Below are 26,405 nucleotides of genomic sequence, written 5' to 3'. Positions count from 1 at the left end.
CTATACTACGCAGTGTGGTATTCTTGTTGTTAGAGGTGATTACTGTGGACAATCAAGAATTACAAGAGCTTGTTCGTCGCTTATCTTTAGAAAACTTTCAGAGGCCTTTTCTGCATCAAGCCTACTTTAATCCGAGATTACGGTCAACGGGAGGACGATATCTTTTACAATCCCATAATATTGAGATTAATCCTAAAGCCTATGAGTTATACGGTTTGAAAGAGATTCAAGGTATTGTTTTACACGAATTATGCCATTATCACCTACATATTGAAGGTAAAGGGTATCAGCATCGAGATAAAGATTTTAGAGAATTATTAAGGAAAGTAGATGCCCCTCGATTTTGCGCAGTTTTACATGTCCCGAAAGCTACAGTTAAAAAACAACGACGACGCTATAAATATACTTGTGTCAATTGCCACCAATTATATATACGGAAAATAAAAATGAATGTTGAAAAGTATTGTTGCAGTAAGTGTTTGGGGAAATTAAAATTAGTAGAGTAAAAAAAGTTTAAAAAATAGTTGACGTTTTGTTGAGTTGTCCCTATAATAGTAAAAGTCGACAAGATAACGACGACAACATAACATGAATTATTCCGAAGTAGCTCAGTTGGTAGTAGCACCTGACTGTTAATCAGGTTGTCGCAGGTTCGAGTCCTGCCTTCGGAGCCATGGCCCCTTGGTCAAGTGGTTAAGACACCGCCCTTTCACGGCGGTAACACGGGTTCGAATCCCGTAGGGGTCATTTTTCATAATTTAATGTAAATAATATTTTGGTCCCGTGGTGTAGCGGTTAACATGCCTGCCTGTCACGCAGGAGATCGCCGGTTCGATCCCGGTCGGGACCGCCACTTATTGGGGTATAGCCAAGCGGTAAGGCAACGGATTTTGATTCCGTCATGCCTAGGTTCGAATCCTAGTACCCCAGCCATTCATTTCTTAATTCGAGCCATTAGCTCAGTTGGTAGAGCATCTGACTTTTAATCAGAGGGTCGAAGGTTCGAGTCCTTCATGGCTCATCTCTTTAAGAAAAAGAGTTGACTTTTTGAATTATCATAGTATAATAAAAAAGTTACTAATTGAATGCGGTCGTGGCGGAACGGCAGACGCGCTAGGTTGAGGGCCTAGTGGGGGCAACCCCGTGGAGGTTCAAGTCCTCTCGGCCGCACCAAGTCAATTAATTAATTTCATATGCGCCCGTAGCTCAATTGGATAGAGCGTCTGACTACGGATCAGAAGGTTGTGGGTTCGACTCCTGCCGGGCGCGCCATTTTTAAGAAAATATATGCGGGTGTAGTTTAATGGTAAAACCTCAGCCTTCCAAGCTGATGTCGTGAGTTCGATTCTCATCACCCGCTCCAAAAAAGTATTGACAACCTCTTGGTTGTATGGTAAATTTAAATAGTTGTCCAAAAGGGCGATGACATGAACCTTGAAAACTGAACAAGCAAAACGTAATCAATAAAGTTTTAAGTAGCTAGCTTCGGTTAGTGAACAAAACAAAAATTTTGGACATCAAACATGATGCCAGCAAAACAATTTGAGCTAATCAAATTTCTTTTATGGAGAGTTTGATCCTGGCTCAGGACGAACGCTGGCGGCGTGCCTAATACATGCAAGTCGAGCGAACAGAAAAGGAGCTTGCTCCTTTGACGTTAGCGGCGGACGGGTGAGTAACACGTGGGCAACCTACCCTATAGTTTGGGATAACTCCGGGAAACCGGGGCTAATACCGAATAATCTCTTTTGCTTCATGGTGAAAGACTGAAAGACGGTTTCGGCTGTCGCTATAGGATGGGCCCGCGGCGCATTAGCTAGTTGGTGAGGTAACGGCTCACCAAGGCGACGATGCGTAGCCGACCTGAGAGGGTGATCGGCCACACTGGGACTGAGACACGGCCCAGACTCCTACGGGAGGCAGCAGTAGGGAATCTTCCACAATGGGCGAAAGCCTGATGGAGCAACGCCGCGTGAGTGAAGAAGGTTTTCGGATCGTAAAACTCTGTTGTAAGGGAAGAACAAGTACAGTAGTAACTGGCTGTACCTTGACGGTACCTTATTAGAAAGCCACGGCTAACTACGTGCCAGCAGCCGCGGTAATACGTAGGTGGCAAGCGTTGTCCGGAATTATTGGGCGTAAAGCGCGCGCAGGCGGTCCTTTAAGTCTGATGTGAAAGCCCACGGCTCAACCGTGGAGGGTCATTGGAAACTGGGGGACTTGAGTGCAGAAGAGGAAAGTGGAATTCCAAGTGTAGCGGTGAAATGCGTAGAGATTTGGAGGAACACCAGTGGCGAAGGCGACTTTCTGGTCTGTAACTGACGCTGAGGCGCGAAAGCGTGGGGAGCAAACAGGATTAGATACCCTGGTAGTCCACGCCGTAAACGATGAGTGCTAAGTGTTAGGGGGTTTCCGCCCCTTAGTGCTGCAGCTAACGCATTAAGCACTCCGCCTGGGGAGTACGGTCGCAAGACTGAAACTCAAAGGAATTGACGGGGGCCCGCACAAGCGGTGGAGCATGTGGTTTAATTCGAAGCAACGCGAAGAACCTTACCAGGTCTTGACATCCCGTTGACCACTGTAGAGATATAGTTTCCCCTTCGGGGGCAACGGTGACAGGTGGTGCATGGTTGTCGTCAGCTCGTGTCGTGAGATGTTGGGTTAAGTCCCGCAACGAGCGCAACCCTTGATCTTAGTTGCCATCATTTAGTTGGGCACTCTAAGGTGACTGCCGGTGACAAACCGGAGGAAGGTGGGGATGACGTCAAATCATCATGCCCCTTATGACCTGGGCTACACACGTGCTACAATGGACGATACAAACGGTTGCCAACTCGCGAGAGGGAGCTAATCCGATAAAGTCGTTCTCAGTTCGGATTGTAGGCTGCAACTCGCCTACATGAAGCCGGAATCGCTAGTAATCGCGGATCAGCATGCCGCGGTGAATACGTTCCCGGGCCTTGTACACACCGCCCGTCACACCACGAGAGTTTGTAACACCCGAAGTCGGTGAGGTAACCTTTTGGAGCCAGCCGCCGAAGGTGGGATAGATGATTGGGGTGAAGTCGTAACAAGGTAGCCGTATCGGAAGGTGCGGCTGGATCACCTCCTTTCTAAGGATTATTTCGGAATACAAACCTTGGGTTTGTAAGATTACGTTTTGCGTTCAGTTTTGAAGGTTCATTCTATCTGAATGAAACACTTCAAAACTTGTTCTTTGAAAACTGGATAAAACGACATTGAAATTGTAACAAACACATTTATTTTTTAAGTTTTTTATAGGCTTAATAACTTGGTTAAGTTATTAAGGGCGCACGGCGAATGCCTTGGCACTAGGAGCCGAAGAAGGACGGCACTAACACCGATATGCTTCGGGGAGCTGTAAGTGAGCTTTGATCCGGAGATTTCCGAATGGGGGAACCCACTACGTTTAATCGCGTAGTATCTTGACGTGAATACATAGCGTCTTGAAGGCAGACCCAGGGAACTGAAACATCTAAGTACCTGGAGGAAGAGAAAGAAAAATCGATTCCCTGAGTAGCGGCGAGCGAAACGGGAAGAGCCCAAACCAAGAGGCTTGCCTCTTGGGGTTGTAGGACACTCTATACGGAGTTACAAAAGAGCGAGTTAGATGAAGCGACTTGGAAAGGTCCGCCAGAGCAGGTAAAAGCCCTGTAGTCGAAAGTTCGTTCTCTCCTGAGTGGATCCTGAGTACGGCGGAACACGTGAAATTCCGTCGGAATCCGGGAGGACCATCTCCCAAGGCTAAATACTACCTAGTGACCGATAGTGAACCAGTACCGTGAGGGAAAGGTGAAAAGCACCCCGGAAGGGGAGTGAAAGAGATCCTGAAACCGTGTGCCTACAAGTAGTTAGAGCCCGTTAATGGGTGATAGCGTGCCTTTTGTAGAATGAACCGGCGAGTTACGATTACGTGCAAGGTTAAGCTTTAGAAGGCGGAGCCGCAGCGAAAGCGAGTCTGAATAGGGCGAAATAGTACGTGGTCGTAGACCCGAAACCAGGTGATCTACCCATGTCCAGGGTGAAGGTGAGGTAACACTTACTGGAGGCCCGAACCCACGCACGTTGAAAAGTGCGGGGATGAGGTGTGGGTAGCGGAGAAATTCCAATCGAACTTGGAGATAGCTGGTTCTCTCCGAAATAGCTTTAGGGCTAGCCTCGTGATGAGAATACTGGAGGTAGAGCACTGTTTGGACTAGGGGGCCATCCCGGTTTACCGAATTCAGACAAACTCCGAATGCCAGATATTTATACACGGGAGTCAGACTGCGAGTGATAAGATCCGTAGTCAAAAGGGAAACAGCCCAGACCACCAGCTAAGGTCCCAAAGTAATCGTTAAGTGGAAAAGGATGTGGCGTTGCACAGACAACCAGGATGTTGGCTTAGAAGCAGCCATCATTTAAAGAGTGCGTAATAGCTCACTGGTCGAGTGACGCTGCGCCGAAAATGTATCGGGGCTAAACGATTCACCGAAGCTGTGGATTGACATCTACGATGTCAGTGGTAGGAGAGCGTTCTAAGTGCGTTGAAGTCAGATCGGAAGGACTGGTGGAGCGCTTAGAAGTGAGAATGCCGGTATGAGTAGCGAAAGACGGGTGAGAATCCCGTCCACCGTATGACTAAGGTTTCCTGAGGAAGGCTCGTCCGCTCAGGGTTAGTCGGGACCTAAGCCGAGGCCGATAGGCGTAGGCGATGGACAACAGGTTGATATTCCTGTACCACCTCCTCACCGTTTGAGAAATGGGGGGACGCAGTAGGATAGGGTAAGCGCGCCGTTGGTTGTGCGCGTCCAAGCAGTAAGGCGTGTGTGTAGGCAAATCCGCACACTGTAACGTTGAGCTGTGATGGCGAGTCCGTATGGACGAAGTTCCTGATTTCACACTGCCAAGAAAAGCCTCTATCGAGGTGAGAGGTGCCCGTACCGCAAACCGACACAGGTAGTCGAGGAGAGAATCCTAAGGTGTGCGAGAGAACTCTCGTTAAGGAACTCGGCAAAATGACCCCGTAACTTCGGGAGAAGGGGTGCTCTTGAGCGTGCAAGCGCATGAGAGCCGCAGTGAATAGGCCCAGGCGACTGTTTAGCAAAAACACAGGTCTCTGCAAAACCGTAAGGTGACGTATAGGGGCTGACGCCTGCCCGGTGCTGGAAGGTTAAGAGGAGTGGTTAGCGCAAGCGAAGCTGCGAATTGAAGCCCCAGTAAACGGCGGCCGTAACTATAACGGTCCTAAGGTAGCGAAATTCCTTGTCGGGTAAGTTCCGACCCGCACGAAAGGCGTAACGATCTGGGCACTGTCTCAACGAGAGACTCGGTGAAATTATAGTACCTGTGAAGATGCAGGTTACCCGCGACAGGACGGAAAGACCCCGTGGAGCTTTACTGTAGCCTGATATTGAATTTTGGTACAACTTGTACAGGATAGGTAGGAGCCAGAGATCTCGGAGCGCCAGCTTCGAAGGAGGCGTCGGTGGGATACTACCCTGGTTGTATTGAAATTCTAACCCATGCCCCTTAGCGGGGCAGGAGACAGTGTCAGGCGGACAGTTTGACTGGGGCGGTCGCCTCCTAAAAGGTAACGGAGGCGCCCAAAGGTTCCCTCAGAATGGTTGGAAATCATTCGTAGAGTGTAAAGGCACAAGGGAGCTTGACTGCGAGACCTACAAGTCGAGCAGGGTCGAAAGACGGGCTTAGTGATCCGGTGGTTCCGCATGGAAGGGCCATCGCTCAACGGATAAAAGCTACCCCGGGGATAACAGGCTTATCTCCCCCAAGAGTCCACATCGACGGGGAGGTTTGGCACCTCGATGTCGGCTCATCGCATCCTGGGGCTGTAGTCGGTCCCAAGGGTTGGGCTGTTCGCCCATTAAAGCGGTACGCGAGCTGGGTTCAGAACGTCGTGAGACAGTTCGGTCCCTATCCGTCGTGGGCGTAGGAAATTTGAGAGGAGCTGTCCTTAGTACGAGAGGACCGGGATGGACACACCGCTGGTGTACCAGTTGTCTTGCCAAAGGCATCGCTGGGTAGCTATGTGTGGACGGGATAAGTGCTGAAAGCATCTAAGCATGAAGCCCCCCTCAAGATGAGATTTCCCATTACGCAAGTAAGTAAGATCCCTCAAAGACGATGAGGTAGATAGGTTCGAGGTGGAAGTGTGGTGACACATGGAGCTGACGAATACTAATCGATCGAGGACTTAACCAAAAAAGTTTGAAACATTCAATGCACCGTTTATCCAGTTTTGAAAGAATAAATCTTTCAACAAAAAAAGAGAGCTTCAAGACACAAGTAGTACAAGGAAGCAAACGAGTGATTGAAGGAGCGTACTTCTGTACGTGACTGATTGAACGAGAGCAGCTGACGCAGTAATACGCCGTGTATTGGAGGTCGCATAAGTCTAGTGATGATGGCAAAGAGGTCACACCCGTTCCCATACCGAACACGGAAGTTAAGCTCTTTAGCGCCGATGGTAGTTGGGGGCTTCCCCCTGTGAGAGTAGGACGTCGCTAGGCAAACAAAACAGTCAGCTGTGTGTTGGCTGTTTTTTCTTTTATAAAAAGAGTAAGTACAAAGAATTTATTGTACTTACTCTTTAAAACATTTGTTATATATCAAAGTAAGCAGCTAAACTTCTTTAATGATATCTCCATATAAAACATCACTTTAATGGGCTATAAAATAATGAGTTCCTTAGGAGAGTGAGTGATGACTTCCACACCTTCTTTTGTAACGATAACATCATCCTCGATTCGAACACCACCTACATTAGGTATATAAATACCCGGTTCGACAGTTAGTACCATATTTTCTTCTAACATGTCTTTACATATGGTAGACATAAATATGTTTTCATGGATATCTAAGCCTATACCATGTCCTGCACCGTGTCCGTAATTTTGTCCATATCCCTTTTTAGTAATGTAGTCTCGTGAATAACTATCGGCCTCTTGTCCAGTTATACCAGCCTTCATATTGGAAAGGGCATGCTGTAAGGCACCATAAACTATTTGATATACTTCTTTTAATTGCTCTAATGGTTCTCCAACAGCAATCGTTCTTGTCATATCAGAACGATAACCTCGGTAGTAAGCACCAAAATCCATTGTCAACATGTCACCTTGCTCCACTATTTTAGAGGATGCTACACCATGTGGGAGTGCTGAACGATGGCCAGAAGCAATAATCATATCGAAGGCTGCACCTGTTGCACCATTTTTTCGCATATGAGACTCTAATTCATAGGCAATCTCAAGTTCTGAAATACCTGGTTTGATGAATGTCAGAATATGATTAAACGCCTCATCGGAAATCCATGCTGCTTTCTTAATTATTTCAATTTCTTCTGGTGTTTTAATCATCCGTAAATCTTCTACAATAGTAGGCATTGGTTTTAATATAGCTGTCAATTTGCTCTTCATTAATTGATAGCTAAAATAAGTTACATGATGTTGCTCAAAACCAACAGTTTGAATTAATTCCTGTTCAAGAATTTCCTGAATGGTTTCATATAAATGGTTGCGATCAATCTCTAGTACTTCAAAGGTGTCACACTGATTTGTTGCTTGCTGAGTGTAGCGGAAGTCTACTAATAAAAGTGCGCGTGTCTTTGTTACAATAACTGTACCTGCACTACCTGTAAAACCTGTTAGATAGCGACGATTTTGAGCATTTGTGATAATAATTGCATCGGTATTGTGGAGCTGTAAGGCTGCTTGTAATTGTTCTAATTTTGACATGTTATGTTTCCCCCTTCAAAGTTAAATATACTGCAAAATTTGCATCATGTTTAGAGCTTATATGAAATTAGATGTTGATTATGTGGAAAATGCATTGCAGGATAACCTCTATCCTAGATTAAAGAGTGTTGGAAAATATATTAAAAAAATGTGAAAAAAGATATTGTATATCTATATTTTCTATGATATATTTATAAATGTCTTAAAGAGGTCCCGTGGTGTAGCGGTTAACATGCCTGCCTGTCACGCAGGAGATCGCCGGTTCGATCCCGGTCGGGACCGCCATTTAAATTGATATTACAGTCCTTATGATTTTACATCATAGGGACTTTTTTGTATGTGATTGGAGTATGGATCCAATTCATCTTTCAGGAGTTTATCAGTAAATTAAGTAGAAATTACATGACAAATGAATAATGTCGAAAGGATCAACACTGCCTAGTAGAAACACAGAGGCTAAAAGCATAACATTTTGTGAAGTATTTGAGACCAACTTCCCTTTATTATTTCATAAACAACATCTATTTCCCTAAAACATATCAAGTGTATCTAAAAAATGGCTTAAATCGCTGTGAAATGATCGATAATATAGCCATAAACATAGCGAATTTCATATATTTAACATTATCTAAAAATAGTAAAAATTACCGATAAATGATAGCGTTTCTATAAGGTAAAATTAGAGATGTTTCTAATATAAAGATTAGGGGTAAAAAAGTAGATGTAATCGGATTGGCTACGGAGGTGTTTATATGAGCAAAGATTATTCTTTTAAAAGTATTTATTTCCCTTTGCTTATTGGTTCCATGATAATGATGGTAGGCTGTGGAGATCCTATTATGGAGATTGAAGAATCAAATGCGTATCACTGGCAAAAAAATATGAACGAAGTAGAATTTGAGAAATTAAAAAATGATATGTCATATATTGAGGTAGTAGAAGCAGCAGGCGGCGCAGGTAAAAAAATCAAAAATAATGAATATCGTTGGAATGATGAAATCTTGATGACACAGGCCTATATAGTAAAATTTAAGGATGATAAACTAATTGGCAAAGAAATCATAGCAGTGAAAGGTCATTCAAACAGATAAATAGTTGTCACGTCTTTGTAAAAGAAGGCGTGTTTTTTTATTTAAATGCCTACCTATGTCATAAAATTAGGCTTTTTAACGAAGATAATCTATGTAGGATATAATGATATTGGATGCTTTGAACATTTTCGCTAGTTTAGGTAAACTAGAGGTAATGTAGTGATGAGAGGAAAAATGAGAATGTATGAAATAATCATGAATTCAGTTGATGATACAGAGCGTTTTGCCGTGACACTTGCAAAATTACTAGAAGCTCAAGATACAATTACATTAGAAGGAGATTTGGGTGCAGGCAAGACAACGTTTACGAAGGCCTTAGCAAAAGGGCTTGGTGTGAAAAGAACGGTCAACAGTCCAACATTTACAATCATTAAACAGTATGAAGGACGTTTACCCTTCAATCATTTAGATGTTTATCGTTTGGCTGAAAGTGACGAGGACCTTGGTTGGGATGAATTATTTTATGGAGATGCAGTATCAGTGGTAGAGTGGGCGCATTTAATAGAACAGGATTTGCCACGGAATCGATTAGCGATAGAGATTTATCGAATCGGAGACAATGAACGACGATTTGTGTTAATACCTAGTGGGGAACGCTATGAGGCACTATGTGAGGAGCTAATGAAATGATTTGGTTAGGAATAGAAACAGCGAATACACCACTTTCCGTTGCTATTGTGAGGGATGGAAAAGTGGTAGCTGAGCTGGTACAAAATATAAAATTAACACATTCAGCAGGCGCAATGCCCGCTATTGAAGAGGTATTAGCAAGAGCAGGTTTGAAGGCAGGCGACTTGGATGTTATTGCAGTGTCTGAAGGGCCAGGTTCGTATACAGGGGTCCGTATAGGTGTAACATTAGCGAAAACCCTAGCATGGACATTACAGATACCTTTAGTTGGTGTCTCTAGCTTAAAAGCATTAGCTGCAAATGCTACCCTTTATAATGGATTAATTTGTCCAATTTTTGATGCAAGAAGAGATAATGTTTATACAGCTGTTTATCAAGGAGTGACTCTAGAGGCTCTTGTGGAGGATCATCATGCACATATCGCTGATTTATTAGAGCGTTTAAGGGCATTAGATGCACCTATTTTATTTGTAGGAACAGATGTGGGCTTATTTTGGGATAACATTGTAGAGGAGCTTGGCGATAACGCTTTTCGTGCACCTTTTAGTCTTGACTTGCCACGTGCAACGGAAGTTATTCGTGTAGGAACTAAAGTGGAATTACCGAGTGTTGAAGCTACTCATCACTTTGTCCCACAATATAAACGAATTGCAGAGGCTGAAGCAAATTGGCTGAAAGAACAGAAGGAGAAAGAACATGAGTAGTGATGTAACTTATCGTAAAATGGTTTCTGATGATGTACCAGCAGTTTATGAAATTGAAGTAGCTTCATTTCCTGTACCTTGGACGTTGGATTCCTTTTACTATGAAGTACATGAAAATCAGTATGCCCATTATGTGCTGGCTGTTGATGCAAGTGGAAGTATTATTGGTTTTTGCGGGATGTGGATGGTTATAGATGCAGCCCAAATTACGAATGTAGCTGTTATTGAGGCAGCTCGTGGACGAGGTATAGGCGAGGGATTAATGCGTGAGGCAATGCAAATAGCTCGTTTACATGGAATGGAGGTTATGACATTGGAGGTACGAGTAACGAACACAGTTGCACAAAATCTTTATCGTAAGCTCCAATTCCAAGATGGTGGTATACGGAAAGGCTATTATACGGATAACGGGGAGGATGCCCTTGTCATGTGGGTGAATTTATAATGAATAATGGATTGATATTAGCAATAGAATCAAGCTGTGATGAAACAGCTGCAGCGATTATACGAAATGGTCATGAAATCGTGTCGAATGTTGTTGCTTCTCAAATAGAGAGTCATAAGCGATTTGGTGGCGTTGTTCCTGAAATTGCATCACGCCATCACGTTGAACAAATTACGATGGTAATTGAAGAAGCATTAGCTCAAGCAAATTTAAAGCCGGTAGATTTGGATGCGGTTGCTGTTACAGAGGGTCCGGGTCTTGTAGGGGCATTGTTGATTGGCATTAATGCAGCGAAGGCTTTTGCCTTTGCGAATAACCTACCAATTGTAGGTGTGCATCATATTGCAGGGCATATTTATGCCAATGCGCTTGTTCAGCCGATGGAGTTCCCTTTATTAGCACTAGTAGTTTCAGGCGGTCATACAGAGCTTGTCTATATGAAGGAACATGGCTCTTTTGAGGTCATTGGTGAAACAAGAGATGATGCAGCTGGTGAAGCTTATGATAAAGTGGCGCGTGTTTTAAATTTACCTTATCCTGGTGGGCCACATATTGATCGTCTTGCTCATGAGGAAGGAGAGGCTGTTCCTTTTCCAAGAGTATGGTTGGAAGAGGATTCATATGATTTTAGCTTTAGCGGTTTAAAATCAGCTGTCATCAATTATAAACATAATATGGATCAACGAGGTGAAGCTATTTCACCAGCAGCTGTCGCCAAGGGCTTTCAGGAAAGTGTTGTTGAAGTACTGACTGCTAAGACATTACGTGCTGCTCGCGAATATCAGGTGAAACAGGTTATTGCAGCTGGAGGTGTAGCAGCAAATAAGGGGTTGCGAATTTCTTTGGAGACTGTATTTGAAGAGGAAGGTATCCCGTTTTTTGTACCGCCGCTTAAATTGTGTACTGATAATGCGGCAATGATTGGCGCAGCAGCTATGCCGATGTTTGAGGCTGGTATTCGAGGAAACTTAATGATGAATGGACGTCCAGGAATGGAGTTAAAATCCTGGGTATAGTGTAAGAAAGAGGTATCTATATTTTTAGATATCTCTTTTTTTAATTGTCGAATAATTGTTGATAAAAAAGAACCGTGCTAAGGGAATAGTCAGTAGAGGCATCACAATTGACAAATTTTTCAGAAAATTATCCACAGGTAAAGGAGCGAATTAAATGGCGAACACGCGTACTTATGCACAAATTGTTGATAACTTGTGTATAACTTGTGATTATTCAATATATAGTAGCTGGTTTTATACGATAGAATGTGGATAAAATAAATTTTCATTGTGGACAATGTGGAAAACTCTGTTGATATGTTGGTACTACTAGATTTGTAGTGTGAATAAAACTGTGGGCATTTTTTGTCGAAAAATAGCACTTGACCAATATATATGAAAAATGAAGACAAGTAAAGAAAAAGCCATGTGACCTTTCACATGGCTTACATCATTTACATACTAATATTTTCAAGTTCTTCATTTAACTCAAGCCATTCTAATTCTAATAGCTCATGCTGTTCTTTAGCAGTTGCTAATTCTGCTTGAAGCATTGAAATTTTTTCATGGTCGGTAAAAATGGCAGAGTCACAAAGAGCTTCTTCTAGTCTTGCAACAATAGCAGATGTTTCTTGCATCTTGCTTTCTAAATCTTCAATCGTACGTCTAATTTGACGTTCACGCTTTTTTGCTTCTTTATCAATTTTTGATGTAGAGGTTTTATCAGGTAGGTCTTGCTGTACTTGTGGTTGGGAGGCAGCCTTCATTTGTGCTAGCTCCAATAGTTCCTGCTTTTTCTCAACGTAATAATCGTAGTCACCTAAATATTCAAATGAACCCGTTCCAGATAACTCCACCACTTTTGTTGCGATACGATTAATGAAGTAGCGGTCGTGTGAGACAAATAGAAGCGTACCTGGATAATCAATCAAGGCATTTTCTAATACCTCTTTGCTATCTAAGTCCAAATGATTGGTAGGCTCATCTAGAATTAAGAAATTAGCCTTTTGCATCATTAGCTTTGCGAGTGCAAGGCGTGCTTTTTCACCGCCCGATAAAGAGGATACAGCTTTATCCACATCTTCACCACTAAAAAGAAAACGCCCTAATACAGTTCGAATATCTTTTTCGTTCATGAGTGGCCATTCATCCCATAATTCTTTTAGGACACTCTTATTGCTCGATAGCTTTGCTTGCTCTTGATCATAGTAGCCGATTTGTACATTCGTACCATAACGAATACTACCTCCAAGAGGGGATAAATCTTTTACAATTGTTTTTAATAATGTCGATTTACCAACTCCGTTTGGGCCAACAAGGGCAATACGATCCTCACGAAAAGTGCGGAGGTTTATCCCACTAGAAATGGTACGATCGTTATAACCTATCGTTAATTCATCAACAGATAAAACATCATTTCCACTTTGACGTTCAATCGTGAAACCGAAACTAGCGGATTTCTCATCACCATCTGGCGATTCCATCCACTCGGTACGTTCAAGCATTTTACGTCGACTTTGTGCCATTTTTGTTGTAGAAGCACGTGCAATATTTTTTTGGATAAAATCCTCTAGCTTGGCCTTTTCATCTTGCTGACGTTCATAGAGTTTGACATCACGCTCATAATTTTTAGCTTTTTCATCTAAATATGCACTATAATTACCCGGGTATTTGGTAACGCGATGACGAGATACTTCGTAGACAATAGAAACGACTTGGTCTAAGAAGTAGCGGTCATGGGAAACAATTAAAATAGCGCCTTCATAGCCCTTTAAATAGGATTCCAACCAAGATAGTGTTTCGATATCTAAATGGTTCGTTGGCTCATCGAGAATTAAAAGATCTGGTTTACTAAGTAAGAGCTTAGCAAGTGCTAAACGTGTGCGCTGTCCACCAGATAAGGAACTGATGGGTTTGTCATAGTCTTCGGAATAAAATTGCATACCATGAAGGACTGACCGTATGTCTGATTCATATTGATAGCCACCTGCATCTTTAAACGTATGCTGTAATTGATCGTATTCCGACATAACTTTCGCATACATAGTAGGGTTTTCATAGACAGTAGGATCAGCCATTTGTTGTTCAAGTGAGCGTAGCAGCTGTTCTTGGGCTAAAAGAGATTCAAATATAGTCATCATTTCATTCCAAATTGTTAGCGTAGAGTTTAATCCTGCATGTTGCTCTAAATAGCCTATTTGAATATCCTTTGGGATAATGATATCACCTGAATCATAAGACATTTGACCAGCAATTATTTTTAATAAAGTAGATTTACCTGCACCGTTTCGTCCTACTAAGGCAACACGGTCACGGTGTTGAACTTCTAATTTAACACCACTTAAAATTTCATCTGCAAGAAAGGATTTAGTTAGTTGATTGACCTGTAAAACAATCATTCTTGACACCTCAATTCTACCTTAGTGTAATGGATGAACGATTTGCATGCAATGTCCGTGCTTTACTTATTCCTAGCAGTCATGTAAGATTGAAACGATTTCTTTTTAGTTAGCTGCGTATAAGGCGCCATTAACTAAAGAGAAATACAGCAGGGGATTGCAAAAATGTTGTATATTGTTAAGGATGAATGTATTAAAATTAGTAGTTAAAGACAGTAAAATTGATGGAGGTACATCATAAGGAGGAAAAAGTTTGAAACAAGAATTAAAAATTCCACAAGCCACTACAAAAAGACTTCCTCTTTACTATCGATTTATTCAAAACTTTGCACAAGAAGGTATGGAACGTATTTCGTCGAAGGAATTGAGTGAAGCGATGAAAATAGATTCTGCAACTATTCGCCGTGATTTTTCTTATTTTGGTGCACTTGGGAAAAAAGGTTATGGCTACGATGTGCAGCATCTATTACAATTTTTTAGCCAGACGCTTGATCAACATGAAACGACAAAAGTAGCGTTAATTGGTGTGGGGAATTTAGGCAGTGCATTATTAAAATATAATTTTCAAAAAAACCATAATACACATATTGTGGTAGCATTCGATTCAAAAGCACCGAAGGATGGCAAAATGATCAGTAACATTCCGGTTTTTCATCCAGATTTATTGGAAGAAAAATATGCAGAATACGGTGCAGAGCTTGCTATTTTAACCGTTTCACCACGCTCCGCTCAAAAAATGGCGGATCGCTTAGCAGCCATGAATGCAAAGGGAATTTTAAACTTTACGCCAGAGCGATTAACAGTACCTGATAGAATGCAGCTTTTAACCATCGATTTATCGGTAGAGTTGCAAGCGCTTATTTATTTAATTCGTAATCAGGAAGAGTGAAAACCATACATATTTTTTAGTGTAATTCACCGTTTCTGTCAAATAGATAATTTAAATAAAATGAGGTCAAATCAGTGAGTGTGACGAAAAACTTTCACATATAATTAGTTAGCAAAATGGCGAAATATGCGTTAAAATGATGGATATAAAGAGGAGGTGGCTGTAATGGGTGGTATTGGTCCTATGAGCCTCATTATTATCGGAGTTGTCGCGTTACTAATTTTTGGTCCTAAAAAGTTACCAGAGCTTGGTAAGGCATTTGGTTCAACACTACGTGAATTCAAAAATGCTACTAAAGGTTTAGCCGACGAAGATGATGATGATAAGAAAAAGAAAGAACTAGATAAGTAAGTTAGGATGTTTGAGGAATGAATCCAAAAGATCTAACTGTCATTGAGCATATAGAAGAATTAAGAAAACGGCTGTTCATTGTTGCCGTTTTCTTTGTTCTAGCTATGGCCGGCGCCTTTTTTGTCGCAAAGCCACTTGTAAAATACCTTCAAATGACTGGAGCCAAATATAATATAGAGCTTCATGCATTTGATGTAGTCACACCACTTGCAATTTATATACAAGTTGTTTTTATAATTGCATTTATTCTTTCATCACCCGTGTTGATGTATCAATTATGGTCGTTTATTAGCCCTGGATTAAGGGAAGTAGAGCGTAAAGCAACTCTAAGCTATATTCCGTATTCATTTTTATTGTTTCTTGCAGGGTTATCTTTTTCGTACTTTTTACTATTCCCATATGTCATCAAATTCATGATGAATTTATCGAATGATTTGGAGATACAGCAAACCATTGGTATACATGAGTATTTTACATTCTTGTTTAAGCTTACAATACCGTTCGGTTTCCTTTTCCAGTTGCCAATTGTTGTTTTATTCTTTTCACGAATTGGCATATTAAGTCCGGAATTACTAATTCGTATTCGTAAATACTCGTACTTCGGTTTATTTGTATGTGCTGCGATTATTGCACCACCTGAGTTGGCTTCGCATTTAATGGTTTCAGTTCCGCTGTTTATTTTGTATGAAATTAGTATTATGATTTCACGAATTGGCTATAAGAAATATCTTAAATCCGAAGAGATTCGATTAAAAGAAGAACAGGAAGCGGAGCAAAAGCGCCAGATTGAAGAAGCACTTGAGCAGCAACGACGACAAATAGAAGAATTGAATCAACAGTAATAAATAAAGCTCGGTGCCCTAAATGGGACACCGAGCTTTTGTGTTATTTTTGCATCTTACAATCGCTTTACAAAAATTTATTGCATTTTTTCGAGTTCTTGAAGAAACTTTTGCAATGGTTCCGCATAGAATTGTACAAGTGTCACAAATCCATTAAGCATGACGTGTGCAATAATAGACGTCCAAATGCGCTTTGTTTTGTGATATAAAAAGGCGAAAATTAAACCACAAATGGTATAAAGCAAGATATGTGAGAAGTCGAAGTGGATAATCGCAAAGAAAATGGCACTCACAATTGCTGCCACCCAGAAATTTGTTGTTTGGACAAGCGAGCCAAAGATCACTCTACGGAAGACGAATTCTTCTAAGATTGGCCCGAATACAACAATTGCTAATATGGCGATGGGAGCACCTTTAGCTATCGCGACAATATCTGCAGTATTTTGTGAGCCTCCTTCAATACCGAAAACAGCCATCTCAATAGCTGCACCAATCATTTGTCCAAAGAACACTAGGAAGAAGCCGATGATTCCCCACACAATTGTAAGAGGTATCGTTTCTTTTTTTCCTTGATAAATGTTCCAAAATGCTTTATCTCGAGATGTAAGGATTAAGCTTAAAATGAGCGCTACTGCAAAACTTAGTGCAATATACCAACCTTGAGTAATAGGAGCCGCTTGTTCAGAAGCTAAACCAGTTACCTTCATGATGAGCTTATGGAACGGTAAGAGCAACCATCTGCTAGAGATTTGCATCAAGATATAAATCAGCAAAACATACAGGGCTGTTTTTTTATGTTTCGTTACTTTTTGAGAATTAGTCACAGTCAAAATCCTTTCCATTCATATGCTTCCTTTCTATTGTAGAGGAATATGGAAAGAAAACAAAATTTTTTGAAGTTCTGACTTGCAAAAAAAAGAGTGATTGATTATCATAATAATTGTGTTAGCACTCATTGATATAGAGTGCTAATAAATATCAACAATTATTTAATTATTAGGAGGTTGTTTCACTTGTTAAGACCACTAGGAGATCGTATTGTAATTGAACTAATCGAGGTAGAAGAAAAATCTGCATTCGGTATTGTACTACCTGACTCTGCAAAAGAAAAACCACAAGAAGGTAAAGTAGTAGCAGTTGGGACAGGTCGTGTATTAGAGAACGGGCAACGTGTAGAGCTTGACGTTAAAGTTGACGACCGCATTATTTTCTCTAAATACGCTGGCACAGAAGTTAAATTTGAAGGTAATGAATACCTAATTTTACGCGAAAGCGATATTCTTGCAATTATTGAATAAGAACTTTAAAGGCACCTTACGTAAGGTGAATACTTATTGTTTGCATAACAAATGTGACAATAAGGTGAAATTGATATAAATATATTGAAGAAGCTTAACGAATATTCCATTTCAGGAGGGTAAATTCTCATGGCAAAAGATATTAAATTCTCAGAAGACGCTCGTTCATTAATGTTACAAGGTGTAGATAAATTAGCAAATGCAGTAAAAGTAACATTAGGACCAAAAGGACGTAATGTTGTTTTAGAAAAAAAATTCGGTTCACCACTTATTACAAATGATGGTGTGACAATCGCTAAAGAAATCGAACTAGAAAACCCATACGAAAACATGGGAGCAAAATTAGTAGCAGAAGTTGCTTCTAAGACAAACGAAATCGCTGGTGATGGTACAACTACAGCAACAGTATTAGCTCAAGCAATTATTCGTGAAGGCTTGAAAAACGTTACAGCTGGCGCAAATCCAGTAGGTATCCGTAAAGGTATCGATAAAGCAGTTGCTGCAGCACTTACTGAATTACACGCTATTTCTCGCCCAGTAAGCAATAAGGAAGAAATTGCACAAGTTGCTGCTATTTCTGCTGCAGATGATGAAGTTGGACAACTAATCGCTGAAGCAATGGAACGCGTTGGTAACGATGGAGTTATTACAATTGAAGAATCAAAAGGCTTCACAACAGAGTTAGATGTAGTTGAGGGTATGCAGTTTGATCGTGGTTATGCTTCTCACTACATGGTAACTGACACAGATAAAATGGAAGCGGTTCTTGATAACCCATACATTTTAATTACTGATAAAAAAATTACAAACATTCAAGAAGTATTACCATTATTAGAGCAAGTGGTGCAACAAGGTCGTCCACTTTTAATGATTGCTGAAGATGTAGAAGGTGAAGCTCTTGCAACACTTGTTGTGAACAAACTTCGTGGTACATTTAATGCTGTAGCAGTAAAAGCACCAGGTTTCGGTGATCGACGTAAAGCAATGCTTGAAGATATTGCTATCCTGACAGGTGGACAAGTGATTACAGAAGAATTAGGCTTAGACCTAAAATCCGCTGATATTTCTGCACTTGGTCGTGCAGCAAAAGTTGTTGTAACAAAAGACAACACAACAATCGTTGAAGGTGTAGGCGGAGCAGACGCAATTGAATCACGCATTGGTCAAATTCGTGCACAACTTGCTGAAACTACTTCAGAGTTCGATAAAGAAAAATTACAAGAACGTCTTGCAAAATTAGCAGGCGGTGTAGCAGTTATCAAGGTTGGTGCTGCAACAGAAACAGAGCTGAAAGAGCGTAAACTTCGTATTGAGGATGCTTTAAACTCAACTCGTGCGGCTGTTGAAGAAGGTATCGTATCAGGTGGTGGTACTGCTCTTCTAAACGTCTATGCAGCAGTAGAAAAAGCGGCTGAAGCAGTAGAAGGCGACGTATCTACAGGTGTGAAAATCGTTCTACGTGCTTTAGAAGAACCAGTTCGTCAAATTGCTAATAATGCTGGTCTTGAAGGCTCAATTATCGTAGATCGTCTAAAACGTGAAGAAGTTGGCATTGGTTTCAATGCAGCAACTGGCGAATGGGTAAACATGATGGAAGCAGGCGTAGTAGACCCAGCAAAAGTAACTCGCTCAGCTTTACAAAACGCAGCATCAGTTGCAGCCCTATTCTTAACAACAGAAGCGGTTGTAGCAGATATCCCTGAAGCAGCACCAGCAATGCCAGATATGAGCGGCATGGGCGGTATGCCAGGAATGATGTAAGATTTAGCTTAAACTAAAGCACAATCTTTTAAGTAAATATGACCACTTTCCATAATTTTATGGAAAGTGGTTTTTTATTTTGATTTTTTATTAGAACAGAGTTTAAATAAAAATCCTTAAATTTTCTTCGCTATATAATATCCGGAATTTACAATGAGCTGTTTTAATTTCTATCGGAACAATAATTTTAGCGAATTAAAACCCGCCAGTAGTGGAATATTTATTTACTGAATGTATGCATAATCTATAATTAAAAATTTTCCTGTTGTTTTTCAATGGATTATCACTTACAATACAAATGAAAATGATAATCGTTATCATTGATTAATAGTTAAATAGATAGAGGTGAAATCTTGAATAAACAGGAAGCTAACAGAATAGGGACGGGCAATATTTATTATGTTATTATCTTGCTTTTAATAGCCTCCATTTTAATATCTGCCGTTTTTTCTGTATCAATAGGACAAGTCAGTATTCCTTTCAAGCAATCGATGGATATTTTGCTACATACTATATCCAATGGAAAACTTGGCACCCTTGATAGTGTGGAAAGTGAATCCTACTTGAATATTATTTTACAGGTCAGAATGCCACGTGTGGTTTTTGCCTTATTAATTGGTGTCGGTCTTGCATTGTGTGGGGCTGTCATGCAGGCAGTTGTCCAAAACCCGCTTGCTGATCCATACATACTTGGTATTTCTTCAGGAGCGTCATTAGGTGCAACCTTTGCTATTCTAGTTGGTTTTGGGAGTAGTGCATTGTTAGCACAATTTGGAGTAGCCTTTGGTGCATTTGCAGGGGCGATGATTACCTCTATGGCAGTGCTTATCTTATCCAGCATTGGAGGTAAAGCAACCTCAGTAAAATTGGTTTTATCAGGGGTTGTTATCGGTGCATTATGTAGTTCGTTTTCAAGCCTTATCATCTTTTTTGCCAATAATGCAGAGGGCATTAAAACTGTTACGTTCTGGTCTATGGGGAGTTTAGCATCTGCCAGCTGGGACAAAACACCAATTTTAACAATCGTGATTGTACTAGGAGCTGCATTATTCCTTTTCCAACATCGTGTGCTAAACACAATGCTACTTGGAGATGAATCAGCTATCACCTTAGGGATCAATTTAAGTGCTTATCGTAAATTATATATGATTCTTACCTCGCTTATTACAGGAACGATGGTCGCTTATGCAGGTATGATCGGTTTTGTTGGTTTAATTATTCCTCATATCACAAGAGGTATTTTCGGGGCAGATCACAAACGATTAATGTTAGGAACATTGCTCTTAGGAGGCCTTTTCATGATTTGGGCTGATATTCTGTCTAGAACGTTAATCCAAAATGTGGAATTACCGATTGGTATTATTACTTCTGTCATTGGGTCACCATTATTTATCTATATGATTGTAAAAAAAGGTTACAACTTCGGAGGGTAGAACAATGGAATTAGTAGCAAAGGAAATAGAAGTAAAAATCGGCAAAAAGGAAATCGTAAAAAACGTATCCATTCATGTGAATAAGCAACAATTTGTGGGCTTAATCGGACCAAACGGATGCGGAAAATCAACTTTACTGAAAAGCATTTATAAAAGCCTAGTACCTCAAAAAGGGATGGTCTTCTTAGATGATTTAGATGTTTTAAAAAGCGCCGAAAAAAAGATTTCTCAACACTTAGGTGTAGTTGGACAATTCAATGAAATGCACTTTGATTTAACGGTACAACAAATGGTGATCTTAGGTAGAACACCTCATAAAAAAATGCTAGAGTCAGATAACCAAAAGGATTTTGACATCGTAGAAGAGGCATTGACAAGAACGAATTTACAATCTTATAGAGAGCGCAGTTTTCTTTCACTATCTGGTGGTGAAAAGCAAAGGGTTATTTTAGCTAGAACGATTGCCCAGCAGCCTAAATTTATGATTTTGGATGAACCAACAAATCATTTAGATATTCGTTATCAAATTGAAATACTATCCTGTGTAAAAAGTTTAAACATCGGTGTTTTAGCAGCTCTTCATGATCTAGAAATGGCAGCACATTACTGTGATTATCTTTATGCAGTAAAAGATGGTGAAATCTATGCACATGGTACACCCCAAGAAGTTTTAACACCAGAAACAATAGAAGCTTTATATCATATCAAATGTCAAACGTTTACTAATCCAGTGACGAATGGATTAGGCTTTGCATATGGACTGTAGGAGGAAAAACATGAAGAAAAAATTATTATTAGGAATTGGTTTAGCAGCTTTATTAACATTAACAGCCTGCGGTAACACATCAAAAGATACATCTAAGGAAACACAAACAAAAGAGCATTATCCACTGACAATTGAGAACTTTTCAAAGGCTGAAGGTGGATCAACATGGGAAAAGAAAGATCAAGTATTTGATAAAGCACCAGAAAGAATTATGGCAAATACACGCCCAGCTGCAGAATTATTATTACATTTAGGATTAAGCGATAAAATCGTTGGTGTTGGTGCAAACTTTGGTGCAGTTGATAAAGCTGTTGAAGAAGAGTATGCAAAGCTAAATATTTTAAGTGATGAATATGTTGGGAAAGAGGTTACATTAGGTACTGATCCTGATTTAGTATTTGGTCGTGGTGGCTTATTTGATAATGCTGAATGGGGAGTAGGGACAGTAGATTCGCTTAATGAAATGGGTGTAAAAACATATGTTTTAGAGTCATCCGTAACAGGCGGCACGTATGATTCTATTTATAAAGATATAAAGAATATTGGTGAAATTTTTAATGTTCAAGACAAAGCAGATAGCTTTATTAAAGAATTAAAAGGTCGACAACAAGATATTTCCTCAAAATTAGAAAGTATAAAAGAAGAAAAAACATTTGCCTATTTGCATACAAATGATCCAAAAGAGCTTTTTGTTTATCCAGCACACGATGAAACATTCTTTAATGATGCATTCAAAATGGTTAAATTAGATAATATTTTTAAAGATGAAACAGGCGATGTAAGTGTTGAAACATTAATTGCAGCAGATCCAGATGTATTAATTCTTCCTAACTGGGACGGTTCTGATTTGACAAAAGTACGTGAAGAAATTTATGCGAATCCTAAACTATCAAGCATGAAGGCTATTAAAAATAAACAAATGTATATTGTAGATTACAATTACATGTTTGGCTATGGCTATAACACAATTGATGGAATGGAAGCATTAGCAAAAGAAATGTACCCAGACTTATTTAAATAAAACAAAAAGTGCTGTCCTAGCGGGTCGAATAAATGACACGTTAGGGCAGCGTTTTCTTAATACGGAGGAATAATTATTGTTATGGCTGTAGAAGCTGCTCTTTATTTAATATTGTGGTTATTAACTTAGAATTTTCATTGTTCCAGCAGACGGATACAGGATGCTGCGGATCGAGATAGAGTAATTGGGTAAAAAGGTCTTTCCTTGTTTTTTTTATGTTGGTGGTATCAAGCAAATATGGCGATAGGATTGGCAATAAGCCTGTTTTAAAAAGAGCCTCTTTTAAAGTCCAAAACTCATAAAAAACATGTAAAGGCTGATGAGAGACCAATTGACGCTCTGTCTCAGAAAGCGCATATATCATCATATCTTCACTCACTGGCTTTATTTCTTCAACATCAATGCCGACTCGTCCGATAGTGGTGACTGCTAACACTACCCAATCCCCAGAATGAGAGAGATTAAAATCTCCCCGCCAATGAGGGTGTCCTGCAATATAAGGGCGCCCAAATTCATTATGAGCTAGTTGTAACAGAACGTCATCTATATAGGGAAGGAGTGCCCATCTAATAAGAGTGCTACCTAGCAACGCTCTTTGCTGATCCTGCCAGTGCTTGTATTGCTGAACTTTTCTTTGCACCTCAAAAGGGAGTACTTTAAGGAAAGCATCCCGTTCTGGTGGTGCTAACTGTACTCCTAGAGGAAGTGCAAATAACTGTATAGTTTGTTTTATCATCTTATATTGACTTGTTTTGGTTCAGGAAAGTAGCCTGTATCAATGCCATATTGAATCATTCTGTAAATAAAGGCTTTATTTGGTGCCGCACATTCAATCTTGGTATGAGCTAAAAATTCTATCGTTTTTTTGCAATTGAAGATAAATGGGGAGTCACTTGCTCCATCACCTTCAAGCTGCGCAATGGCTAACGATAAATATTCCTGTACATCTTTTGAATGATCACCATTTAATAGCCAATCTGTATACTCTTGTGTTGACACAATTGTTAGGTCATAACCAATTTCCTTAAGCATATCGATTAATTCTAAATAAGTAAGCGATACAGGGTTACATAAATGGAAGACATGGCCGTTGGTTGCTGGCTGGCTTGCCAAAGAAACAATTGCCTGACTAGCATAATTGATTGGTGTGAAGTCAACATGCCATTGTGCGGTAGGTGTTTTACCTAAATAAAGCATTGATTTAATCATACGGTAAAAGGCATTGTCATCGATATTACGTTGGAATTTACCTGTTTCAGAATGACAGCTTAAATTTCCTACACGATAAATGGAGACAGGGATTGCATCCTGTACAGCGTTTCGAACAAGGTTTTCTGCTTCTAGCTTACTTTGAGTATAAACATTATCAAGCTTTACATTGTAATTGAAGGTACCTTTTGCTTCATTTGGTCCCCATTGTATGGCGGCTAGCTCCTCTGGAATGCCAATTGTCGATACATAATGGAAATGCACACCTGGTTTCTGTTTGGCTATTTCAAGCAAGTAGCGAGTTCCATTCACATTGACATTATTAAAATGATCAGCTGCACCAAAATGACGTACATCTGCACCACAATGAATGATAGCATTAATTTCTTTCATAATGATTTTTTCATCTTTATCAGATAAGTGTAGTCGTTGCTTCCCTAAGTCACCTTGGATAACAGTAATACGATCTTTCATCTGCTGAGCAATAGTATTGCCAAAATAAAATTGCATACTCTCTCTTAGTTTATCTTCAATCGTAGTTTGGGTGCTTGGTCGAATAAGGCAAAATATGTGCGCAGTTGTTGTTGCTAATAGCTCATATAATACATGACTACCTAAATAACCTGTAGCACCTGTTAGTAATACCGATGTCATTGGCAAGGGCTTCACATTTTGGGAGACTTTTAGAGGACTAGGCTCCATTAAGTCCTTGAATACAATGCTGTTAGCTGGCTCGTCTTGATCTTCAATCGCTTCTGGTTGATAATGACGAATATAATGATCCAGTTCAGCAATCGTTTGATATTGGAAGAAATCCTGAATCTTTAAGAATGGTATATGTTTTTTCACTTGTACAAGAATCTCGAGCACTTTTAGCGAATGCCCTCCGATATGAAAGAAGTTATCGTGAATGCCAATTGGCTCAATACCGAGTACAAATTCCCATGCAGTAGCAAGCATACGCTGTGTATCATTTTCTGGGGCAATATATGTAGTACTGCGTGATAAAGTTAATTCCAATGAAGCTAAGTGTTTTCGATCAATTTTTCCTGTAGGGGATAATGGCATTTCTTGCAATTCAATAAATTGCTCTGGCACCATATAATCTGGTAAAAGATTTGCTAAGTAGTCCCTTAAAAGATTCTCCTCAAGCTGCATCCCACTTGCCACCGTATAGTAGGCAAATAAATGATTATTCCCATCAGCCATTTTCTTTGCAATGATCACGGCTTCCTGAATGCTCGTATGATTGCTCAATACTGTTTCGATTTCACCAAGTTCAATACGGAAGCCTCTTACTTTAATTTGAGAGTCTTTACGTCCAACAAATTCAATGACACCAGTTGGCAATAGTCGAACTAAATCACCTGTTCGATACATTTTTTGATCTGGCTTTAAGAGATGAGGTACAAATACTTCAGCTGTTTTTTCAGGCTGATGTAAATAACCTGCTGCTAAACCAGCACCAGCAATACATAATTCTCCGATTACATTAACGGGACATAGCTGATCGTCCGTGTTAATAACGTACATTTCATAATTGGCGATTGGTCTACCAATAGGGATACTAGATTGCATGTCTGTTATCTGACTTTTCACCTTAAAATAGGAGGACAATACTGTACATTCAGTTGGTCCATACACATTAATAATTTCTGTAGAGAGTCCAAATTTGTCTTGCCATTTTTGAACAATGGCAGGCAATAGGGCTTCACCACCTACAGATAAATAATTTAATGTCGAAAGCTTTTTTCTATAGCTTACTGGTAAATGTGTAGCTAGCTGTGTAAAGAAAGCATTTGGAACAGTAGCGGTCGTTACTTGCTCACGGTCGATCATATCAGCAAATGCCTCAATGGACAAACGCTCTATACTTGTAAGCATATGAAGTCTTGCACCTGAAAATAAAGCAGTAAAGGTTTCTGTTATAGAAGGGTCAAAACTAAAAGAAATAAACTGGGAATAAACATCTTCTTTAGTTGAATGGTAGATTCGTTGATTATCTGTTATTAAATTAATGACAGCCTCATGCTTAAGCATGACGCCTTTTGGCTTACCTGTTGAACCAGATGTATAAATAATATAGGCTAAATCAGATGGAAGAATTTCACATTGGATATTTTCCTGTGAATATCCTTGCTCCATTTGGTTGATTGTGAACACTGTGCGTGTTTGGGAATCATTATGTATAAAATCATTCAGTAGAGCTGTATGTTCGTTTTTCGTTATGATAAATGGAGCACCTGTATCGTTTAATAGGTACTGACAACGTTCTTTTGGATAGCTTGGATCAATGGGGACATAAACTCCACCAGCTTTCAGGATACCTAACAAACTAATGACGGTTTCTTTACTGCGTTCCATAACTATCGCTACATAGTTTCCTTTTTGTAGACCGTTGGCAACTAACATATGAGCAACTTGGTTGGATTGTTCATTTAGCTGACGGTAGGTAAGTTTTCCACCTTCATAGGATAATGCGATTCGTTCCTCAAATTTTTGTGCTGCCTGATAAAATACGTCAGGTATTGTGGTGTTTTGATCGTAGTCAGCTATTGTACGGTTTAACGTTTGATATGCGAGTAAGTCTTCTCTGTTTAATAATTGTGTACTATTGGATTGAAGTGTTTGTTGGTCAAAAGAAAGCGTATTATTCTGTGATGGGTGTACATCAAATTCTCTTTTATTATTCAATTATGACAACTCCTATTTTAGAAAAGGGCCGACACCTATCAAGGAGCGATTATCGTCATTAGGTCCACAGTAGTGAATCGATCTGTGAGAAACTAACGGACATAACTCTCCTTAATAAGGGCA

Annotated in this window: 19 protein-coding genes, 9 tRNA genes and 3 rRNA genes; 26 read left to right on the top strand and 5 right to left on the bottom strand. The window is 40.0% G+C overall.

Annotated elements, in window-relative coordinates; genetic code table 11:
- Nucleotides 1-44: 44 nt before the first annotated feature.
- From NYE73_RS21970 to rrf, 12 genes are all read left to right on the top strand, one after another.
- Nucleotides 45-506 carry a SprT family protein gene (locus NYE73_RS21970; RefSeq protein WP_115674575.1) on the top strand — a complete coding sequence of 154 codons (462 nt, stop codon included), beginning with the start codon at nt 45-47 and terminating at the stop codon, nt 504-506.
- A 91-nt stretch (nt 507-597) separates the two neighbouring features.
- Nucleotides 598-674, top strand: a tRNA-Asn gene (locus NYE73_RS21965).
- A 1-nt stretch (nt 675) separates the two neighbouring features.
- Nucleotides 676-747 (top strand) — tRNA-Glu (locus NYE73_RS21960).
- Between the two features lie 30 nt (nt 748-777).
- Nucleotides 778-853: transfer RNA gene (locus tag NYE73_RS21955), tRNA-Asp, on the top strand.
- Nucleotides 854-858: 5 nt separating this feature from the next.
- Nucleotides 859-933: transfer RNA gene (locus NYE73_RS21950), tRNA-Gln, on the top strand.
- A 15-nt stretch (nt 934-948) separates the two neighbouring features.
- Nucleotides 949-1,021: transfer RNA gene (locus NYE73_RS21945), tRNA-Lys, on the top strand.
- A gap of 66 nt (nt 1,022-1,087) precedes the next feature.
- Nucleotides 1,088-1,173, top strand: a tRNA-Leu gene (locus NYE73_RS21940).
- A 22-nt stretch (nt 1,174-1,195) separates the two neighbouring features.
- Nucleotides 1,196-1,272 (top strand) — tRNA-Arg (locus NYE73_RS21935).
- A 17-nt stretch (nt 1,273-1,289) separates the two neighbouring features.
- A tRNA-Gly gene (locus tag NYE73_RS21930) sits at nt 1,290-1,363 on the top strand.
- Between the two features lie 198 nt (nt 1,364-1,561).
- Nucleotides 1,562-3,113 (top strand): 16S ribosomal RNA (locus NYE73_RS21925).
- Between the two features lie 181 nt (nt 3,114-3,294).
- A 23S ribosomal RNA gene (locus NYE73_RS21920) occupies nt 3,295-6,222 on the top strand.
- A gap of 192 nt (nt 6,223-6,414) precedes the next feature.
- Nucleotides 6,415-6,530: ribosomal RNA gene (rrf, locus tag NYE73_RS21915) — 5S ribosomal RNA — on the top strand.
- The 16S, 23S and 5S rRNA genes sit together here with 8 tRNA genes alongside, the layout of an rRNA operon.
- Before the next feature lie 159 nt (nt 6,531-6,689).
- On the opposite strand, the gene NYE73_RS21910 is transcribed toward rrf, so the two are convergent.
- Complete coding sequence (locus NYE73_RS21910; RefSeq protein WP_054548894.1) at nt 6,690-7,754, bottom strand: M24 family metallopeptidase; 1,065 nt, start codon at nt 7,752-7,754, stop codon at nt 6,690-6,692.
- Nucleotides 7,755-7,963: 209 nt separating this feature from the next.
- Here NYE73_RS21910 and NYE73_RS21905 point away from each other — a divergent pair.
- From NYE73_RS21905 to tsaD, 6 genes are all read left to right on the top strand, one after another.
- Nucleotides 7,964-8,039 (top strand) — tRNA-Asp (locus NYE73_RS21905).
- Between the two features lie 467 nt (nt 8,040-8,506).
- A complete protein-coding gene (locus NYE73_RS21900; RefSeq protein ID WP_048394912.1) occupies nt 8,507-8,845 on the top strand; it encodes a hypothetical protein in 339 nt (112 codons plus the stop codon).
- Nucleotides 8,846-9,025: 180 nt separating this feature from the next.
- Entirely contained in the window at nt 9,026-9,475 is a 450-nt protein-coding gene (gene tsaE, locus NYE73_RS21895; RefSeq protein WP_048394914.1) for a tRNA (adenosine(37)-N6)-threonylcarbamoyltransferase complex ATPase subunit type 1 TsaE, read from the top strand.
- A complete protein-coding gene (gene tsaB, locus NYE73_RS21890) occupies nt 9,472-10,179 on the top strand; it encodes a tRNA (adenosine(37)-N6)-threonylcarbamoyltransferase complex dimerization subunit type 1 TsaB (RefSeq protein WP_048394916.1) in 708 nt (235 codons plus the stop codon). Before tsaE ends, tsaB begins: the two co-directional genes overlap by 4 nt.
- The gene (gene rimI / locus NYE73_RS21885; RefSeq protein WP_054548892.1) at nt 10,172-10,624 is read left to right on the top strand and encodes a ribosomal protein S18-alanine N-acetyltransferase; all 453 of its coding nucleotides are present in this window, start codon (nt 10,172-10,174) and stop codon (nt 10,622-10,624) included. The genes tsaB and rimI overlap by 8 nt, the downstream gene beginning before the upstream one ends.
- Nucleotides 10,624-11,640 carry a tRNA (adenosine(37)-N6)-threonylcarbamoyltransferase complex transferase subunit TsaD gene (tsaD, locus tag NYE73_RS21880; RefSeq protein ID WP_048394920.1) on the top strand — a complete coding sequence of 339 codons (1,017 nt, stop codon included), beginning with the start codon at nt 10,624-10,626 and terminating at the stop codon, nt 11,638-11,640. Before rimI ends, tsaD begins: the two co-directional genes overlap by 1 nt.
- Nucleotides 11,641-12,074: 434 nt before the next feature.
- On the opposite strand, the gene NYE73_RS21875 is transcribed toward tsaD, so the two are convergent.
- Complete coding sequence (locus NYE73_RS21875) at nt 12,075-14,018, bottom strand: ABC transporter ATP-binding protein (protein WP_259951099.1); 1,944 nt, start codon at nt 14,016-14,018, stop codon at nt 12,075-12,077.
- Between the two features lie 253 nt (nt 14,019-14,271).
- Here NYE73_RS21875 and NYE73_RS21870 point away from each other — a divergent pair, with 253 nt between their 5' ends.
- The 3 genes from NYE73_RS21870 (at nt 14,272) to tatC (ending at nt 16,100) form a co-directional block, all read left to right on the top strand.
- Entirely contained in the window at nt 14,272-14,907 is a 636-nt protein-coding gene (locus NYE73_RS21870; protein WP_004224350.1) for a redox-sensing transcriptional repressor Rex, read from the top strand.
- A 165-nt stretch (nt 14,908-15,072) separates the two neighbouring features.
- Nucleotides 15,073-15,258: a twin-arginine translocase TatA/TatE family subunit gene (locus tag NYE73_RS21865; RefSeq protein WP_008176991.1), complete on the top strand. Its 186-nt coding sequence runs from the start codon at nt 15,073-15,075 to the stop codon at nt 15,256-15,258.
- A 17-nt stretch (nt 15,259-15,275) separates the two neighbouring features.
- Nucleotides 15,276-16,100, top strand: a complete 825-nt coding sequence (tatC, locus tag NYE73_RS21860; RefSeq protein ID WP_048394925.1) for a twin-arginine translocase subunit TatC — start codon at nt 15,276-15,278, stop codon at nt 16,098-16,100.
- A gap of 77 nt (nt 16,101-16,177) precedes the next feature.
- Here tatC and NYE73_RS21855 read toward each other — a convergent pair whose 3' ends face one another.
- Complete coding sequence (locus tag NYE73_RS21855; RefSeq protein ID WP_036075465.1) at nt 16,178-16,942, bottom strand: CPBP family intramembrane glutamic endopeptidase; 765 nt, start codon at nt 16,940-16,942, stop codon at nt 16,178-16,180.
- A gap of 171 nt (nt 16,943-17,113) precedes the next feature.
- On the opposite strand from NYE73_RS21855, the gene groES reads away from it, so the two are divergent.
- The 5 genes from groES to NYE73_RS21830 all read left to right on the top strand — a co-directional run bounded on the left by groES (nt 17,114) and on the right by NYE73_RS21830 (nt 22,379).
- Nucleotides 17,114-17,398, top strand: coding sequence for a co-chaperone GroES (gene groES / locus NYE73_RS21850; RefSeq protein ID WP_004224358.1), 285 nt, complete (start codon nt 17,114-17,116; stop codon nt 17,396-17,398).
- 129 nt (nt 17,399-17,527) lie between these two features.
- Nucleotides 17,528-19,159, top strand: a complete 1,632-nt coding sequence (gene groL, locus NYE73_RS21845) for a chaperonin GroEL (RefSeq protein WP_004224361.1) — start codon at nt 17,528-17,530, stop codon at nt 19,157-19,159.
- Nucleotides 19,160-19,512: 353 nt separating this feature from the next.
- Nucleotides 19,513-20,592 carry a FecCD family ABC transporter permease gene (locus NYE73_RS21840; RefSeq protein WP_054548891.1) on the top strand — a complete coding sequence of 360 codons (1,080 nt, stop codon included), beginning with the start codon at nt 19,513-19,515 and terminating at the stop codon, nt 20,590-20,592.
- A gap of 4 nt (nt 20,593-20,596) precedes the next feature.
- Nucleotides 20,597-21,358, top strand: a complete 762-nt coding sequence (locus NYE73_RS21835; protein ID WP_259951100.1) for an ABC transporter ATP-binding protein — start codon at nt 20,597-20,599, stop codon at nt 21,356-21,358.
- Between the two features lie 10 nt (nt 21,359-21,368).
- Nucleotides 21,369-22,379, top strand: coding sequence for an ABC transporter substrate-binding protein (locus tag NYE73_RS21830; RefSeq protein ID WP_259420394.1), 1,011 nt, complete (start codon nt 21,369-21,371; stop codon nt 22,377-22,379).
- Nucleotides 22,380-22,458: 79 nt separating this feature from the next.
- Here the strand turns inward: NYE73_RS21830 and NYE73_RS21825 are convergent, their stop codons facing one another.
- Nucleotides 22,459-23,115: a 4'-phosphopantetheinyl transferase family protein gene (locus NYE73_RS21825; RefSeq protein WP_259951101.1), complete on the bottom strand. Its 657-nt coding sequence runs from the start codon at nt 23,113-23,115 to the stop codon at nt 22,459-22,461.
- A complete protein-coding gene (locus NYE73_RS21820) occupies nt 23,112-26,282 on the bottom strand; it encodes a non-ribosomal peptide synthetase family protein (RefSeq protein WP_259951102.1) in 3,171 nt (1,056 codons plus the stop codon). Before NYE73_RS21820 ends, NYE73_RS21825 begins: the two co-directional genes overlap by 4 nt.
- Nucleotides 26,283-26,405: the final 123 nt, after the last annotated feature.

Origin of the sequence: Lysinibacillus sp. FSL K6-0102 (assembly GCF_038003545.1) — a bacterium.
Taxonomy (GTDB): domain Bacteria; phylum Bacillota; class Bacilli; order Bacillales_A; family Planococcaceae; genus Lysinibacillus; species Lysinibacillus capsici.
The sequence above is the reverse complement of the archived record's forward strand: the minus strand, read 5'-3'. Positions and strand labels throughout refer to the sequence as shown.